The organism is Sphingomonas sp. SORGH_AS_0870 (genome assembly GCF_031453175.1).
Taxonomy (GTDB): Bacteria; Pseudomonadota; Alphaproteobacteria; order Sphingomonadales; family Sphingomonadaceae; genus Sphingomonas.
In genome coordinates, this window is sequence record NZ_JAVIYW010000002.1 from 1907556 (window position 1) to 1924592 (window position 17037).

Below are 17037 nucleotides of genomic sequence, written 5' to 3' on the forward strand. Positions count from 1 at the left end.
GATCAATGGAATCCCGGCTCGATACCGGCCGCGACCACGCTTTGTCCGTCGACCAGCGTATCGGCGGCGGTGGCGACGACCGACTGTCCATCGTGCAGTCCCGTGACCAGCGCATCCTGTCCGATCCATTCGGTGATCCGGACCGGCTGCCGCCGGATGCGCCTGTCCGGCAGGATCGTCCAGACATAGGGCCGCCCGGCTCGATCGGCGATCGCGGACAGGGGCACGCGAATCCGCTGGGCCGGAACCGACGCTCGCAGGCTGAGCGTCACCATGCTGTTATAGGGCGGCGACCCGGCTCCGTTCAGCCTGAAGCGGGCGTCGCGCAGATGCGAGGCTGGATCGCCCTCGGGCGATACGAGGCGCAACCGGGCGGTGACCGCCATGGCCTGGCCGGGGCTGTGGACATCGGCCATCATGCCGGGCGTCAGGCGGACATCGGCGGGGGCGTGGATCTCCACCTCGGACGGGCCGCTCGCCAGCTTCAGGACCGTGGTGCCCGCATCGACGACGCTGCCCGGTTCGGCCAGCCTGGCGGTGACGACCCCATCCTGCGGCGCGACGAGCATGGCGTCGGACCGCATATCCCGGCTGCGTCGGACGGCGGCGGCGGCGACCGCCACCCTGGCGTCGGCGGCGCGGGCGGTCAGAGCCCGCTGGCGGACCTCGGCGCTCGACAGCGCACCCAGGCCGTCCAGCCCCTGCGCACGGTTCGCCGCGTCCCGCGCGCCTTGCGCATCGGCGGTGGCGGCGGCCAGCTCGGCCGAGGCTTGGGCCACCCCGGCATCGGCTTCGGCCTGGCCCAGGCGACCGAGCACCTGTCCGGCGCTGACGCGATCGCCGACCCGGACCGTCAGCGCGAGCACCCGGCCCGGCCGCTTGAACGCCAGCATCGTCTCGCCATAGGGGCGCACGACGCCGCTGAACTCGCGCAACGCGTCGCCTGCGGCATGGACCGGGACGATATCCACGATCGCCACGTTGCGATCGGGCTGGGGCGGCGGCGGCGACGAACAGCCTCCCGCGACCAGGGCGGATATGGGAAACAGCATCGCGACGATGCGATGCGTGCGGGCAAATGGCATGGCGGCCCCCTCGGGATCGGAATGGGGGCGCCATGGCGAGGAAGCGGCCCGGCGCCTCCCGGATTTCGGATTTCGACCGATCGATTCCGAAATCGATCAGTCGGACGGGGGCGTCGTGTCCAGATGGCGGCGGCGATAGGCGCTGGGCGTCTCTCCCTGGCGCGCCTTGAAGCTGCGATTGAAGACCGCCAGGCTGCCAAAGCCCGCATCCATCGCGATGGTCAGGATCGGCACCTCGGCCTGATCGGGGTCGGCCAGCGCGGCGCAGACCTCGGCCACGCGCAGGCCGTTCAGATAATCGCTGATGTTGCGATGACCGAACCGGCCGTTGACCAGCCGCCGGACCCGATATTCCGGCACCCCCAGATGCGTGGCGATGGCGCCGATGGTCAGGTCGGGCGCGCGGTACAGCCGCTCCTGCGTCATCGCCATGTCCAGTGCACGCACGAGCGGCTCGTCCAGATCCTGGGGCGGGGAGGGATCGGCGGCGCTCGGCAGGGACGGCGCGCGCTCGGGCGAGGCGGATGCGAACATGTCTGGGTGGCGCAACCCGAACAGCAGCAGCGCCAGCCCGAATATCCCCGTCAGCATGCCGATCGCGCCGACGATACCGGCCATGGCGAAACCGCCCAGCGCGCGTCCGATGACCTCCGCACCGATCGTCCAGAGGATGACCATCGTGACGATGACGATGAAGGCGACCCGCGCGCGCCGCCGCGCCTCGACCAGATCGCTCGCCCGGTTCCGCCAGGCATGACGCAGCGTATCGACGGCAAGGGCGACCCCGGCGATGTAGAGCAGGCCGTCAAGCGGATGAAGCTCCGCCTGCGCCGCATGCCCGCCACCGATCACCGCCGCACTCAGGCCGAGATAGCCCAGCGCACATGCCAGTTCCGCGACGCCGGGCCGAAAATTGTCGTCGAACCACGAACGGGCGAACAGCCAGAACAGCGGCAGGCTGGCCGATCCCGCGACCCGCAGCACCGTGGCCAGCATCGCCCGGTCCTGCACGAAAGGCAGCCCGGCCAATTCCGCCAGCAGCGCGGCCAAGGCCAGCGCCGCGCCATAGCGGCTGGGCCGGGTCGGCGCCTCGCTGAGAAACAGCGCGACCGCCAGTCCGAGCAACGTCACGATGCCGCCGTGCAGCCAGGCTTCCATGATGCGCGAGCGGGTCTTTCCTGGAGGATAGGGGGCGAGGGGCGAAAATGCCCTATCGACCCGTCGATAGAAAGCGGCGGCGCGATGGTGTCAAGAGGAAGGGCTGGCTTGGGGGCAAGACTCGTTGATCACAGCCGGAGGATGACGGTGGCAGCGAGAGCGGCGGCGGAGAAGAAGAGGGTTGGACAGCGATCGCGACCTCTTCATACCATCATCGCATCCGACCAGGGGGCAGATGATCCGCTCCCGGCAATATCTGATCTTCGCGCCCCCGAACCCTGTAGAAAATCAGCGTGTATCGCCTGCGGTATGAAGGGGAGGCAACCTATTACCCGAAAGGTTCGATCTCACGGGCCAGGAGATAATCCAGCAAGTCGGATTCAGGCACGGGGCGGGCCAGATAATATCCCTGGAAGAGGTGGCCGCCCAGACCCTGTATCATCGCATAATCCTCGCGCGTCTCGATGCCTTCGATCACGACTTCGAGGTCGAATTTTCGACCATAATCGATGATGGCGCTGACCAGATGCTGGTCCTCGGGCGACCGGGTGATGTTGGATACGAAGCTTCGATCGATCTTGATGCGATCGACCCGGCGATGGCGCAGAGCCTCCAGCGACGAATAGCCCACGCCGAAATCATCCAGACTGATCGTCACGCCCGCCTTGGACAGCGATTGTATCTTATGTTGTATGGCCTTGGTCTCGAAGGCGGTTTCCTCCGTGATTTCAACGTCGAGCAAGGAAGGCGCGAGGCCAAGCGCCTCGAAATGCTCCAGGATGATGGTGTCGACCGACAGTTGCGCCATCTCGCGCGGCGATATGTTGATCGCAACCTTGATCTCCTTCAGTCCGGCTTGGACCAGGGCCTCCAGAAGTTGGCTGGCACGGTGCAGCACGAAACGGAGCAGGGGTTCGGCGTGTCCGTTGATCGCGGCCAGGCGGACCACATTTTCCGGGGAGATCCAGCCATGCTGCGGATGCCGCCAGCGCAGCAGGGCTTCGATCGTGTTCGGCAATCTGTGGCCGAGCGCGAAGATGGGCTGGAACCAGACATCCAGCGATCCGTCCTCGAGATGGCGGGGGAGGTCGCGTTCGAGGTCGCGGCGCATCTCCAGTCGTTCGCGCAACTCGTTGTCGAAGACGTGATAGCGGTTCCGGCCTCCATTCTTGGCGGCGTAAAGGGCTTCGTCGGCACAGGCCAGGACATCGGCCAGGTCCGCCTGAAGGCTCATGACGATCCCGATGCTGGCCCCCAGCGCACCCGTATCGACGCCGTCCATGTGAACCGACAGGGCGCCGATGACAGCCTGTGCGAGGTCGGTGGCCTCTTGAAATGCCATGACGGGGAGGAAGATGGCGAACTCGTCACCGCCCATGCGCGCGAGAAGGCTTTTGCCGTGGGTCTGGGCCTGAAGCCGCCTGGCCGCCTCTATCAGCACTTGGTCGCCTTTGCGGTGACCATAGACGTCGTTGACGGCCTTGAAGCCGTCCAGGTCGATGAACATCAGGCAATAGGCATCCGGCCCCGCCTTCATGTGTTCCTCGACCTCGGAGAGAAAACCGGATCGGTTGAGCAAGCCCGTCAGGTCGTCATGCGTTGCGCGATATCGCATGATGTCGATGATGTGCAGCGAATGATCGTGCGCCGCGGAAAGGGCCGCGGCGTTCGTCGTGGCTTCGTGCTTGGCGCGGCTGAGCGCTTTGAACGTTTTTTCGGCGCGAATGGAGCTGCGCGAGAGGGCGGCCATGTAAACGATCGTGGTGAAGGCGATGCAAGCCCGCTCGAACCCTCCTGCCACCAACAGGCAGATGACGACGGATGCCAGAGCCGGTAGGATGAAGCACAGGGGCGTGCGGGCGTCGGGCGTGCCATGGGTGACGGCCCCTGCGGTGACGCCGCATACGACGGTCAGATAGAAGAGCGACTGCGGCGAGGTGTAACCGGCGCACAGGATCGGAACCCAGGCCCATACCAGTCCCGAAAGCAGCGCTCCTGCCCACATGAGATATCTCTGCACGGCGATCGATCGCAGCGGCGACCGCCGGCCGGAAACCTGTCCCACGTCCGGGGCCGGCAGATAGCAAAGATAGAGACGCACGAGGTTCACGGTGAGCGAGGCGACGAACCAGACGATGCCGTAGAGCGCGAGCTCGCTCCTGATCGCGACCAGAAGGTTGACCATGCCGAGCATCATATTGACCGGTATGGCGACCCGGACGCAGCTCTTGATCTCGGCGATCTGGTCCAGGACGATAGGCGCAGAAAGCTCGTCTGGGATTTTCGCCACAGGGAGATCAAATTGCGTGTGGCGGGAGGAGGGCATGAGCAATCACCGTGACGAACTCGGAATAGATGCTTCGTTTCGCATGTGTAAGGTATATGCTGTGCTAACAGTGGCCGAAACTGAGCGAAATGTTGTGAAATGGCCCCGGTTTTGACCGAGAGTTTAAACCTGCGATCCTAACTGAAAATTGAGTCGAGCCATTTCAAAGACTTGCGTTTCGCCGAGAGTGCGGTGCGCAAGCAATTACACCGACCGGAGGCGGGGGCCCCTTGGCCCGCCGCCACGAACGTCAGCAGCTTCACCTTGCCGTCGACCCGGAATTTCATGCGTCAGGATTTCGACCCGGTGCGGGCATAGGCTATCTGATTTGGCCATCCCGTATGGCTTCCCGCGTCGCTCCGCCGTGTCGATCAAAGTGATGTACCCCGCCATGCATCCACGACAACCCCGCGTTTACGAGGGATTGGAGACGTTAGGAGCGTATCGATGCAGGGTCATGGCGGAAGAGGTGGGATTCGAACCCACGGATGGCTTGCACCATCGCCGGTTTTCAAGACCGGTGCCTTAAACCGCTCGGCCACTCTTCCGGATCGGCGGAAGGGGCCTGTACGCCAAGCCGGGCGGCGAATCCACCCTTGGATTTGGGCCCGTCCGAATGGGACAATCTCGCCATCCGCGGGTGATCCGTGCCATGCGCGCGGTGACGCGAGGTTCCGGTTCCGCCGTCGCTATGGCAAACAGGCCGCATGTGGGGGGACATTACCCGGCGCGTGAGGCGCCTCGGCATTTCATCGGCTCTGGCTCTGCTGGTCGGCAGCACGCCCGCGCTTGCGCAGGACGAGGCGGGTTTCCAGAGCTATCTGCAACAGGTGCGCGGCACCGCGAGCGCGCAGGGGGTCAGCCGCGCGACGCTGGACGCCGTGCTGCCGACGCTGACACTCAACACCCGCGTCATCGAACTCGACCGTCGTCAGCCGGGCGGCCCGAGCAATACCGGCTTCAGCCCCTTTGCGCCCTATAAGGCCGCGCATGTCGATGCCGCGCGGATCGGCCGGGGGCGCAGCAAATATCTGGCGCAGCGCCCGCGCCTGTCGCGGATCGAGCGCGAGACGGGCGTGCCCGAATCGATCATGGTTGCGATCTGGGGCCATGAGACCAATTACGGCGCCTATACCGGCAATTTCGACCTGCTGCGCTCGCTCGCCAGCCTGGCCTATGAGGGGCGGCGTCGTCCCTTGTTCGAGGGTGAGTTCATCGCCGCGCTCAAGATGATGGACCGCGGCGTCAGCCGCGAACAGCTGAAGGGCAGCTGGGCCGGGGCGACGGGCAATCCGCAGTTCCTGCCGTCCATCTATCTGCGCCTCGCGCGCGACGGCGATGGCGACGGTCGCGCCGACATCTGGAACAGCGAGGCCGATACGCTGGCCTCGATCGGCAATTATTTCGTCAATGCCGGTTGGCGGGCGGGCCAGCCCTGGGGCTTTGCGGTGACGGTGCCGGCCGGGTTCGATCAGTCGCAGGTCCGCAACCGGCTGGTCAGCCCGCGCTGCCCGCGGGTGTTCGAGCGGCATAGCGGGTGGCGGACCATGGCCGAATGGCGCGCGCTGGGCATCGTGCCGCAGGGCACCGCCTGGCCCGGCGATCAGGTGCTGGCCACGCTGATGGAGCCCGACGGGCCGGGGCGGACCGCCTATCTGCTGACCGGCAATTACCGCGTCATCCTGGATTACAACTGCTCCAACTTCTACGCCTTGTCGGTGGGCCTGCTGGCCGATGCGATTGCGGGCTGAGATCCTGGCCCTGGCGGCGCTGGTCGCGGGGTTCGCCGCGCCGGTCCGGGCGGAGGAGGCGCCGGCGTCGCGCTACGGCAGTTATCAGGCGAGCGGCCATGCCAGTTGGTACGGCCATGAACTGGCGGGTCGGCGGACCGCGACGGGGCGGCGGTTCGATCCCGACGACGTGATGATCGCGCATCGCAGCCTGCCGCTGGATTCGATGGTCGAGGTGACCGACATCGACACCGGCCGGACGATCGTGGCGCGGGTCGGCGATCGCGGGCCGGGCCGCGCCGACCGGCTGGCCGACCTGTCGCTGGGCGCGGCGCGGCTGCTCGGGACGAACCGGCGGGCGGTGGCCCATATCCGGTTGCGCGCGCTGCGGACCGGCGCGGACAATCCCGGCCTGGTGCTGGCGGGGGCCAGCGCGGTGCCGCCGGTCGCCAAGCCCATCTCGCTCGATCCGCAGGCGCGCTACCGCGTTCAGATCGCCAGCTTCTCCAGCCAGCCTCGGGCCGAAGCGCTGGCCCGCCGCTTCGAGGCGCGGGCGCACCGGGTCGGCCGGGTCTGGCGCGTCGAACGGTCGTCACTGAATGCCGATTCCGCCAAAGCCCTGCGTGACGCGGCGGCACAGGCGGGTTATGACGACGCCCGCATCCTGCATCAGGATTGACCTCCTACCTCCCTTTGGTCACGGAACATCCATGAAGACCCTGTTCGCATCGCTCGCCGCCCCGCTCGCTCTCGTCGCGCTGGCCTATCCCTCGATCGCGGCCGCGCCGCAATTCGATACCCCCGCGCCGGTCGCGTTCATGAAGGACCTGTCGTCGGGCGCGGTGCTGTTCCAGCGGGACGCCGATCGCCGGATGCCGCCCGCCTCGCTGGCGAAGATGATGACGGTCTATGTCGCCTTCGACCTGGTGAAGAAGGGCCAGCTGAAGCTGGACGACATGGTCACGGTCCAGCCCGAGACCTGGAAGAAGTGGCATGGCCCGCAGGCGGGGTCGACCATGTTCCTGTCGCCCGGCGAGCAGGTCAGCGTCGCCAACCTGCTCTATGGCATCGTCACCCTGTCGGGCAACGACGCCTGCGTCGTGCTGGCCGAGCATATCGCGGGGACCGAGCCGAACTTCGTCGAGCGGATGAACCGCACCGCCAAGCAGATCGGGCTGACCAACAGCCATTTCGGTACCTCGAACGGCTGGCCCGACGGCGGCGTGACCTATGTCACCGCGCGTGACCTGGCCAACCTGGCCGAGCACACGATCGAGGACTTCCCCAAGCTCTACAAGCAATTCTATTCGCGCCGCGATTTCTCCTGGGGCAAGACGATGGGCGGCAACGCCATCACCCAGGCGAACCGCGATCCGCTGCTGGGTCGCGTCGCGGGGGCCGACGGCCTGAAGACCGGGCATACCGAGGAGGCGGGTTACGGCTTCACCGGATCGGCCGAGCAGAATGGCCGCCGTCTGGTGATGGTCGTCGCCGGGCTGAACAGCTTCGGCGCGCGGGCCGAGGAATCGGTGAAGTTCATGAACTGGGGCTTCCGCGCCTGGCAGGCCAAGCCCGTCGTGGCGCAGGGCAAGAAGGTTGCCGATGCCGAAGTCCAGATGGGATCGTCGAGCAGCGTCGGCCTGGTCGCGCCGCGCCAGCTGACCGTGACGCTCCCCGCGGGGCTCGACCCGGAGCTGAGCGCCAAGGTCGTCTATCAGGGCCCGATCAAGGCCCCGATCAAGGCGGGCCAGCATATTGCCGACTTGGTCGTCAGCTCGCCCGACATGCCCGCCCAGCGCCTGCCGCTGGTCGCGGACAAGGATGTCGGCGAAGCCGGGTTCTTCGGACGCGCCTGGGCCGGGCTGACCTCGTTCTTCGGGTGATCGCATGAACCTGCCGGTCGGCAATGCGGCGGCGCAGGCCGCCTTTGCCGCCGCGCTGGGGGGCGCCAAGCTGCACCATGCCTGGCTGCTGGCCGGGCCGGAGGGCGTCGGCAAGGCAGCCTTCGCGCGCGCGGCGGCCAGGCGCGTCCTGGCTCGGGCGGGCGGGCAGGGGGGCTTGCCCCCCGGCCTCGTCGTGCCCGACGACCATCCGACCGCCCGGCTGATGGAGGCGGGGTCGCATCCCGATTTCCGTGTGCTGGCGCGGCTGCCCAAGGATGCGGACAAGCCCGATCAGGATCTGGCGCGGTCGATCACCATCGCGCAGGTCCGCACGCTCCAGCCGATGTTCGCGACCGCCCCCGCCATGGGCCCGGCGCGGGTCGTCCTGATCGACGCGATCGACGATCTGGAGCGGGGCGGCGCCAATGCGCTGCTCAAGAATCTGGAGGAGCCGCCCGCGGGCACCCTGTTCCTGCTGGTCAGCCATGCGCCGGGACGGTTGCTGCCCACCATCCGCTCGCGATGCCGGTTGCTACGTTTCGAGCGGCTGTCCGACGGCGAGGTCGCCACGGTGCTGCGCGGACAATTGCCCGAGGCCGAGGAGGACGAGATCGCCGCGTTGGTCGCCGCTGCCAACGGCGCGCCGGGCCGTGCGCTGCGCTTTGCCGGGCTGGACATTGCCGGGCTCGACGCGGCGATCGCGCGCATTGCCGAGAGCGGTGATCCGGGCAATGCCGAGCGGGTCAAGCTGGCCAAGGCGCTGGCGGGCAAGGCCGCACAGGCGCGCTACGAGGCGTTTCTGGACCGGGTGCCCGCGTTCATCGCAGGCCGGGCGCAGACGCGGTCGGGGCCTGCCTTGAAGGTTGCGCTGGATGCCTATGCCGCCGCGCAGGATCTGGCGGGCGCGGCGCGCGGGCTGTCGCTGGATGCGCAGGGGACGGTGTTCGAGATGGCGGGGATCATCGCAACCTTGCGGTGAGGGTTGCCCTTGGGCTTCGACTTCGCTCAGCCTGAACGGAGGTCGAGGCAAGGGCTTTTCCCTTCAGCCGTTCAGGCTGAGCGAAGTCGAAGCCCACGCATCACCGCCAGCCAAATGGCCTGTTACAGACCCACCCGCTCGAAATGCCCCGGCGCGAAGCCGTCGATCGCCAGCGCGGTGATCCGCTCCGCCACCATTTCGGGCGCCTTGACCGATGCCGGGTCTTCGCCCGGATAGGCCTTGGCGCGCATCTGCGTACGGGTCGCGCCCGGATCGACGATGGCAGTGCGGATCGCGCTGATCTCGGCCGTCTCGTCACCATAGGCGCCGAGCAGCGTCTCGAACGCCGCCTTGGAGGCGCCATAGGCTCCCCAATAGGCGCGGGGGCGGCGTCCGACCGAAGAGGTGACGCCGATCACCCGCGCGCCCTTCGACCGGCGGAGCATCGGGTCGAAGGCGGAGATCATCGCGGCCTGCGCGCTGACGTTCAGGGTCAGGACGCGGGCAAATTCCTTGGGATCGATCGCGGGCACGGCGGCCAGCGATCCCAGCATCCCGGCGTTCAGCACGAGGATGTCGAGAGCCTGCCAGCGCTCGCCGATCGCGCCGGCCAGCCGCCCGATCGACTCATTCTCCGTCAGGTCGAGCGGCGCGATGGTGGCCGATCCGCCCGCGTTGAAGATGGTCTCCTCGACCTCTTCCAGCCCCTTGGGGGTGCGCGCCGTCAGGACGACATGGGCGCCTTGCGCGCCGAGCGCGATGGCCGTGGCGGCACCGATCCCCCGGCTGGCGCCGGTGACCAGCGCCAGCTTGCCCGACAGCGCGCCCGTCATCAGGCGACCCGCTCGGCCAGCATCTGGAACTGGTCGACCGGCGCCGTCTCGTCATGGTCGGTCAGCGTGGTCGGATAATCGCCGGTGAAGCAGGCGTCGCAATAGCTGGGCTTGCCGTCACGCGCCGCGTTCAGCGCCTTGTACAGCCCCTCGATCGAGACGAAGGACAGGCTGTCGGCATGGATGAAGTCGGTCATCCCGCCCAGGTCGAGCTTGGCGGCCAGCAGCTTGGCCCGCTCGGGGGTGTCGACGCCGTAGAAGCAGCTATGGCGGGTCGGGGGCGACGCGATGCGCATATGCACCTCGGCCGCGCCCGCCTCGCGCATCATCTGCACGATCTTCAGGCTGGTGGTGCCGCGCACGATCGAATCGTCGATCAGCACGATCTTCTTGCCCTGGATCAGCGCGCGATTGGCATTGTGCTTCAGCTTGACGCCCAGATGGCGGACCTTGTCGCCCGGCTGGATGAAGGTGCGGCCGACATAGTGCGAGCGGATGATGCCCAGTTCGAACGGAATGCCCGACTGCTGGGCATAGCCGATCGCGGCGGGGACGCCCGAATCGGGGACCGGGATGACCAGATCGGCATCGACCGGCGCCTCGATGGCCAGCTGCGCGCCGATTTCCTTGCGCACCGAATAGACCGACTGATCGCCCGCGATCGAATCGGGGCGGCTGAAATAGACCCACTCGAAGATGCAAGGACGCGCATCGACCGCCTGGAAGGGGCGGATCGAGCGGATTTCGGTGCCCTGCACGATGACCAGCTCGCCCGGCTCGACCGCGCGCTCGAAGGTCGCGCCGCACACGTCGAGCGCCACCGTCTCCGAGGCGAAGATCACCGCGCCGTCCAGGCGACCCATGACCAGCGGCCGGATGCCCAGCGGATCGCGGCAGGCGATCATGCCCTCAGGGGTCATCACGATCAGCGAATAGGCGCCCTCGACCTGCTTCAGCGCATCGATGAAACGATCGAGCAGGGTGCGATAGTTCGAGGTCGCGACCAGATGGATGATCGTCTCGGTATCGCTGGTCGACTGGAAGATCGAACCGCGACGCACGAGCTCGCGACGCAGCTTCATCGCATTGGAAATATTGCCGTTATGCGCGATGGCGAAGCCGCCGGTCGACAGGTCGGCATAGAGCGGCTGGACGTTGCGCAGCGCGGTCTCGCCGGTGGTCGAGTAGCGGACATGGCCGCAGGCGACATCGCCCGGCAGGCCGCGGATGACGTCGTCGCGGTCGAAATTGCCCGCGACGTGACCCATCGCGCGGTGGGTGTGGAACAGCGCGCCGTCGAAGCTGGTGATGCCCGCGGCTTCCTGCCCGCGATGCTGGAGCGCGTGTAGGCCGAGCGCGGTCAGCGCGGCCGCGCCGCTGGCGCCGGACACGCCGAAGATGCCGCATTCCTCGCGGAGTTTGTCGTCGTCGAAAGGATGGGTGGTCAGCATGGGAGAGGCGCTCGCAACGTTCGCAACTAAGGGGCAGACGGGGCGCATATAGGAACGTCATCCGCGTTTGTCGCCTGTTTGTCATGGTTGACGGGATCATTTTCGGGGAGGCTGCGTTTCGGCACCGAAAACAGGAGATGTCATATGGCGCGCGACCACGGACCCCAGGTCAAGGATGACGCCCTGTACGAGGAGCTGCGCAAGCAGGGCCAATCCAAGGAAAAGGCGGCAAGAATCGCCAATGCCAAGGCCAAGGGCAGCCTGGACCACCGCGCGACCCATCTGGAGGATCGGACCAAGGACGACCTGCTGAAGGAAGCGCGCAGGATCGGCATTGCGGGGCGGTCGAAGATGGACAAGGCGGCGTTGATCGCCGCGATTCGGGATCACGGCTGACGGGTTGGAAGGCGGCGCGGTTGCGGCTAGATCACGCCGCCATGGCCGACCATCGTGACACCGGGCTGACGCTCGACCCCAAATTCGACGCCAACGGATTGCTGACCGCGATCGCCACCGACCGCGTGAGCGGCGACCTGTTGATGGTCGCGCATATGAATGCCGAGGCATTGGAAGCCACGCGGACCACCGGCGAGGCGCATTTCTGGTCGCGCAGCCGGGGACGGTTGTGGAAGAAGGGCGAAAGCTCGAACCATGTCCTGCGCGTTGTGGAGATGCGGATCGACTGCGACCAGGATGCGCTCTGGCTGATCTGCGACCCCGCTGGTCCGGCCTGTCACACGGGCGCGCGCAGCTGCTTCTTCCGGCGGATCGAGGGCGACGGGCTGGTGCCGGTCGCGTGAGACGGGGCTGGGCGGGCCTGATGCTCGCCGCCGCGCTGGCGGCCTGCGGTTCGGGCACCGGCGATGCCGACAATGCGGCGGGCGAGCAACTGGAGGCCGCCAGCATCGCCGCAGGCCTCGTCGCCGATCCGGCGGTCGTCCCGCTGGAGGGCATGTGGGCGCGCGATTCGGACCGGATGTGCATCCTGCCGCCCGGCGATGGCGGGTCGGACGCATCATGGCGGATCGGCGTGATGCTGGATTATGGCGAGGGGCAGGGGTGTACCGCACGCGGCACGCTCAAACGCTCGGGGCGCGACCTGGCGGTGACGCTGGGCGGCTGTCGCTTCACCGCGCGGTTCGACGGCGATGATATCCAGTTCCCCGCGACGCTGCCTGCGCCCTGCGCCTCGCTGTGTACGGGACGCGCGAGCCTTTCGGCGCTGATCGTCGAACGGATCAGCCGGTCGGTGGCGGAGGCGCGGACGCTGCGCAGCGCGGACGGCGCGGCGCTTTGCGGCGATTGACGTTGACGTAAACGGACCCTAGCCTCCGGCATCATGGCCAAGGTCGCTGCCCATCCCGTGTCCCCGCCCGAACCCGACCGCGACACGTACAGCATCACCGAATTGTGCGGCGAGTTCGGCGTCACCGCCCGCGCGCTGCGCTTCTATGAGGATGAGGGCCTGATCTCGCCCGAGCGGCGGGGGACGCAGCGCATCTATTCGCCGCGCGACCGGGCGCGCCTCGCCTGGATCCTGCGCGGCAAGCGGGTGGGGTTCAGCCTGGCCGAGATACGCGAGATGATCGACCTGTACGATCTGGGCGACGGCCGCCGCCAGCAGCGCGAGGTGACGATCGCCCGCTGCACCGCCAAGATCGAGGCCCTGCAGGCGCAGAAGCACGACATCGATGCCGCGATCGCGGAACTGGCGGAGTTCGTGACGCTGGTGGAAACGCATCGCGATTGAGAGCGGGGGACAGGCGCGCGCCATGCCGATGGGCGCGATACGGCGGCCATCCCCCATTCCCCAACTTCCGTTCAGCCTGAGCGAAGTCGAAGGCCACGCCCGGCGCTGGCCGCAAGCGATTTCACGTGCTCCCGACAAGCGGGCCGTCGTCCCATGGTGGTGTCGGAGAGGTTTTCCCTTGGCCTTCGACTTCGCTCAGGCTGAACGGGTGTGGGGGGACGGGATTGGGCTGGACGGGCCCAGGCGTCCTACGGTTTTCCTTCGGACGATGGCCCACTGGCGCGTCTCACGCCGCCGAGTTCGCCTGGTGCTGGTGCCGCGGCGGGCTGGGGCGTCGGGGTCGCCGCAGGCACGGGTATGACGGTCAGCGTCTGCCGCTTCATGCAGCGTGGCCCCCGCATCGCTGGATAGAGGGTACAGTTCCACAGCGTCCGCTCCAGCCCGGTGGTCGGATCGCGCAGATAGCTGAACGCCATCGTCTCCAGCTGCGTCGGGGCCAGCGGCACGGCGCGCGGGGTGGCGGCGGCGTCGCGCCAGGCCATGACCGTGCAATGCTTGCGCTCGCCGCACAGGGTCAGCGCGAAGGCGGCGAAGCCCTCGGGCGCCAGGCCGGTGGGCAGGGTGACGAGGAACATGTCCGGGTCGCTCGCCAGCGGGGCCAGTGTTCCACCCGCCACCGCCCCCTCGGCCAGCGAGGCCCCCGCTTCGTCGGTCGCGTCGGTGCCCGCCCGATGCGGCGGCGAGAAGGGGGCGAGGGCTTCGATGACCGGCTCGCCCGCGACCTGGTGCCGGTTGAAGGCGGGCGGGGTGCCCCACCAGCCCGCCCAGCGGAAGAACAGATGCGATCCGACCCGCGCGACCTTGTCGAGGCTGGCCTGCCAATAGGGGACGACCCAGTCGGTATGGTAATGGGTGGCATGGCCCACGGGGCGGAAGACCTTGCCGTTCAGCGCCATTGCGGCGATCTGGCGGGCGAGGGTCCAGGCCGCCTCGGGCGGTTGCCACTTGGTCAGCGCGCCGTCGCAGGTGAAGGTGAACTGGCAGCCGGTGCTGCGCTCCTGCCCCTCGAACACCACGCCGCACACCGTCTTGGGGAAGGCCGGGTGACGCAGCCGGTTGAGCACGACCTGCGCGACCGCCTGCTCGCCCTTGGCATCGTCGCCCGCCTCGTACAGCACGCCCGCCGCCAGACAGTCGAGCGCGCGCGCCTTGTCCTCCGCCGTGCCCCGAAAGACGAAGGGGCGGGCGGCCGGGTTGGGATCGGTCGAGAAGGGGACGCCTTCGTTATAGGCGCGCGCCTCGTCGGGCGTCATGTCGATGAACGACACCGGCTCGACCGGCGGAAGCTCGGCGGGCGGCACCACGCGCGGGACCTGCCGCAGCCGCTCGGTGGCGGTGCGGTGCGCTTTCGGTATGGCGGGAGCGTTCGCCACGAGCAAAGCCGGTACGACGCTGGCCGTACCGGCGATGGCAAACAGCGCCGCGCGGATGCCGCCGCGCGGCCGGGACAAATCGCTCACTGTTCGGGCAGGAAGTCCGGCACCGACAGATAACGCTCGCCCGTGTCATAGTTGAAGCCGAGCACGCGAACGCCCTCGGGCAGGTCGGGCAGCTTCTGCAGGATCGCGGCCAGCGTCGCGCCCGACGAGATGCCGACCAGCAGCCCCTCTTCGCGGGCGGAGCGGCGGGCCATGTCCTTGGCGACATTGGCGTCGACCTCGATCACCCCGTCGATCGCCTGGGTGTGGAGATTGGCGGGGATGAAGCCCGCGCCGATGCCCTGGATCGGGTGCGGGCCCGGCTGGCCGCCCTGGATGACCGGCGAGGCGGCGGGTTCGACCGCATAGACCTTCAGCTGCGGCCATTCCTTCTTCAGCGTCTCGGCGACGCCGGTGATATGGCCGCCGGTGCCGACGCCGGTGATGATGACGTCGATCGGCGAATCGCGGAAGTCGTTCAGGATTTCCTGTGCCGTCGTGCGGACATGGACGTCGATATTCGCGGGATTCTCGAACTGCTGCGGCATCCAGGCGCCCGGCGTCTCGCGCACGATTTCCAGCGCGCGCTCGATCGCGCCCTTCATGCCCTTTTCACGCGGGGTCAGGTCGAAGGTCGCGCCATAAGCCAGCATCAGGCGGCGACGCTCGATCGACATGGACTCGGGCATGACGAGGATCAGCTTGTAACCCTTGACCGCGGCGACCATCGCCAGGCCGACGCCGGTATTGCCGCTGGTCGGCTCGACGATGGTGCCGCCGGGCTTCAGCTCGCCGCTGGCCTCCGCCGCTTCGATCATGGCGAGCGCGATGCGGTCCTTGATCGAGCCGCCGGGATTGGAGCGTTCCGACTTGATCCAGACCTCCGATCCGGGGAACAGCCGCTGGATCTTCACATGCGGCGTGTTGCCGATCGTTTCCAGGATGGTGTTGGCCTTCATGGCTTGGCTTCTCCGTGGGTTGGTTCGGTTGCAAGGATTTCAGGCGGATCAAAGGTTCGCGCCCGCCGGAGTTCCGGGAACAGCCGCGACCAGAGCAGGGTGACGCCGATCGCGCCCAGCCCGCCGAACACCACCGCGCCGACGGGGCCGAGGATCGAAGCCATGACCCCGCTCTCGAATTCGCCCAGTTCGTTGGAGGCGGAGATGGTCAGCTGCGACACCGCGCTCACCCGCCCGCGCATCGCATCGGGGGTGTGGAGCTGGATCAGCGACTGGCGGACATAGACCGACACCATGTCCGCACCGCCCGCGCAGATCAGCGCGGCGAGGCTCAGCAGGAAGGCGGGGTGGACGAACAGGTTCACGCCGCCCAGCGCCATCGTGCCGCTCTGGAGCCCCAAGGCGCCGGTCACATGGCTGGCGATGCCGAAGGTCAGGATCGACAGGCCGAAGACCACGACGGCGATCAGCATCTTGACCCCGACATTGCTGGTCATCGGCTTGAACGAGAACCAGATCGCGGTGGTCGCCGCGCCGATGCCCATGCCCGCCGCCAGCACGCCCAGACCCTGCGACCCGACATGCAATATGTCGCGCGCATAGACCGGCAGCAGCGAGGTCGCGCCCGCCAGCAGCACCGCGAACAGGTCGAGCGTGATCGCCGCCTGGACCAGCCGGTTGCGGCGGACATAGCTGAACCCCTCGACGATTCGGGTCAGCGGGCGGCGGTCGGTCTGCGCGGGCGGCTGCGGCACCGGGCCGATCAGGAAGATGCACAGCAGCGCGACGGCGAACAACAAGGTGGCGACGCCATAGGCGAATTCGGGATGGATCGCATAGAGCAGCCCGCCGACGCTCGGCCCGGCGATGGTGCCGACCTGCCACGCGATCGAACTGACCGCGATGGCGGTGGGCAGGCTCTCGCGCGGGACCAGATTGGGGGCGAGCGACGAATAGGCCGGTCCCGAAAAGGCCCGCGCGATGCCGAAGGCGACGGCGGCGGTGAACAGCGCCCCCAGCGTCAGATGCCCCGACCAGGTCAGGAACCAGAGGCTCGCGGCGGTCAGCACCAGCAGCCCGGTCGTCGCCCGCACGATCCAGCGCCGGTCGACGCTGTCGGCGACGAGGCCGGTGATCGGGGTCAGCAGGAACAGCGGCACGAACTGCGCGAAGCCGATCATGCCCAGCATGAAGGCGGCCTGCCGGACGTCCATCGTCTCGCGCGCCAGATTGTACACCTGCCATCCGATGACGATCGACATGGCGGATACCGCGATGGTCCCGCTGAACCGCGACAGCCAGTAGCTGCGGAAATTGGCGATGCGGAACGGGTGTTTGGGTCTATCCATGGTCGGCGAGCGTTGTAGGCTGCGGCGCGCCGACAAGGCAACCGAGGCAAAGCTAT

General features: G+C 67.7%; 16 protein-coding genes and 1 tRNA gene. 8 read left to right on the plus strand and 9 right to left on the minus strand.

Going from position 1 to position 17037, the window contains the following annotated elements:
- Positions 1 to 2: 2 nt before the first annotated feature.
- From QE363_RS09230 to QE363_RS09245, 4 genes are all read right to left on the minus strand, one after another.
- Complete coding sequence (locus tag QE363_RS09230) at positions 3 to 1085, minus strand: efflux RND transporter periplasmic adaptor subunit (RefSeq protein ID WP_309694610.1); 1083 nt, start codon at positions 1083 to 1085, stop codon at positions 3 to 5.
- 96 nt (positions 1086 to 1181) lie between these two features.
- On the minus strand, positions 1182 to 2243 hold the full coding sequence (locus QE363_RS09235; protein ID WP_309694612.1) for an AraC family transcriptional regulator: 1062 nt from the start codon (positions 2241 to 2243) through the stop codon (positions 1182 to 1184).
- A gap of 328 nt (positions 2244 to 2571) precedes the next feature.
- On the minus strand, positions 2572 to 4569 hold the full coding sequence (locus QE363_RS09240; RefSeq protein WP_309694614.1) for an EAL domain-containing protein: 1998 nt from the start codon (positions 4567 to 4569) through the stop codon (positions 2572 to 2574).
- A gap of 458 nt (positions 4570 to 5027) precedes the next feature.
- Positions 5028 to 5117: transfer RNA gene (locus tag QE363_RS09245), tRNA-Ser, on the minus strand.
- 159 nt (positions 5118 to 5276) lie between these two features.
- Between QE363_RS09245 and QE363_RS09250 the strand changes: the two genes are divergently transcribed.
- From QE363_RS09250 to QE363_RS09265, 4 genes are read left to right on the plus strand one after another with little or no spacing between them, the layout of a single operon-like run.
- A complete protein-coding gene (locus QE363_RS09250) occupies positions 5277 to 6320 on the plus strand; it encodes a lytic transglycosylase domain-containing protein (protein WP_405052634.1) in 1044 nt (347 codons plus the stop codon).
- Entirely contained in the window at positions 6304 to 6978 is a 675-nt protein-coding gene (locus QE363_RS09255) for a septal ring lytic transglycosylase RlpA family protein (RefSeq protein ID WP_309694616.1), read from the plus strand. Before QE363_RS09250 ends, QE363_RS09255 begins: the two co-directional genes overlap by 17 nt.
- 31 nt (positions 6979 to 7009) lie before the next feature.
- The gene (locus QE363_RS09260) at positions 7010 to 8182 is read left to right on the plus strand and encodes a D-alanyl-D-alanine carboxypeptidase family protein (protein ID WP_309694618.1); all 1173 of its coding nucleotides are present in this window, start codon (positions 7010 to 7012) and stop codon (positions 8180 to 8182) included.
- Positions 8183 to 8186: 4 nt separating this feature from the next.
- Positions 8187 to 9161 carry an AAA family ATPase gene (locus tag QE363_RS09265; protein WP_309694619.1) on the plus strand — a complete coding sequence of 325 codons (975 nt, stop codon included), beginning with the start codon at positions 8187 to 8189 and terminating at the stop codon, positions 9159 to 9161.
- A gap of 122 nt (positions 9162 to 9283) precedes the next feature.
- On the opposite strand, the gene QE363_RS09270 is transcribed toward QE363_RS09265, so the two are convergent.
- Together QE363_RS09270 and purF are read right to left on the minus strand one after the other, a co-directional pair.
- Positions 9284 to 9994 (minus strand): SDR family NAD(P)-dependent oxidoreductase, encoded by a 711-nt coding sequence (locus tag QE363_RS09270; RefSeq protein ID WP_309694621.1) that lies wholly within the window; start codon positions 9992 to 9994, stop codon positions 9284 to 9286.
- Positions 9994 to 11445 carry an amidophosphoribosyltransferase gene (gene purF / locus QE363_RS09275; protein WP_307098048.1) on the minus strand — a complete coding sequence of 484 codons (1452 nt, stop codon included), beginning with the start codon at positions 11443 to 11445 and terminating at the stop codon, positions 9994 to 9996. The genes QE363_RS09270 and purF overlap by 1 nt, the downstream gene beginning before the upstream one ends.
- 144 nt (positions 11446 to 11589) lie before the next feature.
- Here purF and QE363_RS09280 point away from each other — a divergent pair, with 144 nt between their 5' ends.
- The 4 genes from QE363_RS09280 to QE363_RS09295 are packed head-to-tail and all read left to right on the plus strand — an operon-like array spanning position 11590 to position 13195.
- Positions 11590 to 11841, plus strand: coding sequence for a Rho termination factor (locus QE363_RS09280; RefSeq protein WP_307098049.1), 252 nt, complete (start codon positions 11590 to 11592; stop codon positions 11839 to 11841).
- A gap of 41 nt (positions 11842 to 11882) precedes the next feature.
- A complete protein-coding gene (hisI, locus tag QE363_RS09285; RefSeq protein ID WP_307098050.1) occupies positions 11883 to 12245 on the plus strand; it encodes a phosphoribosyl-AMP cyclohydrolase in 363 nt (120 codons plus the stop codon).
- Positions 12242 to 12751 carry a hypothetical protein gene (locus tag QE363_RS09290; RefSeq protein ID WP_309694625.1) on the plus strand — a complete coding sequence of 170 codons (510 nt, stop codon included), beginning with the start codon at positions 12242 to 12244 and terminating at the stop codon, positions 12749 to 12751. Before hisI ends, QE363_RS09290 begins: the two co-directional genes overlap by 4 nt.
- 33 nt (positions 12752 to 12784) lie before the next feature.
- Positions 12785 to 13195 carry a MerR family DNA-binding transcriptional regulator gene (locus QE363_RS09295; protein ID WP_309694627.1) on the plus strand — a complete coding sequence of 137 codons (411 nt, stop codon included), beginning with the start codon at positions 12785 to 12787 and terminating at the stop codon, positions 13193 to 13195.
- 248 nt (positions 13196 to 13443) lie between these two features.
- Here the strand turns inward: QE363_RS09295 and QE363_RS09300 are convergent, their stop codons facing one another.
- The 3 genes from QE363_RS09300 to QE363_RS09310 are packed head-to-tail and all read right to left on the minus strand — an operon-like array spanning position 13444 to position 16981.
- Entirely contained in the window at positions 13444 to 14715 is a 1272-nt protein-coding gene (locus QE363_RS09300) for a cell wall hydrolase (protein ID WP_309694629.1), read from the minus strand.
- Positions 14712 to 15632 (minus strand): cysteine synthase A, encoded by a 921-nt coding sequence (cysK, locus tag QE363_RS09305; RefSeq protein ID WP_294235727.1) that lies wholly within the window; start codon positions 15630 to 15632, stop codon positions 14712 to 14714. Before cysK ends, QE363_RS09300 begins: the two co-directional genes overlap by 4 nt.
- Positions 15629 to 16981 (minus strand): MFS transporter, encoded by a 1353-nt coding sequence (locus QE363_RS09310; protein WP_309694631.1) that lies wholly within the window; start codon positions 16979 to 16981, stop codon positions 15629 to 15631. Before QE363_RS09310 ends, cysK begins: the two co-directional genes overlap by 4 nt.
- Between the last annotated feature and the right edge of the window lie 56 nt (positions 16982 to 17037).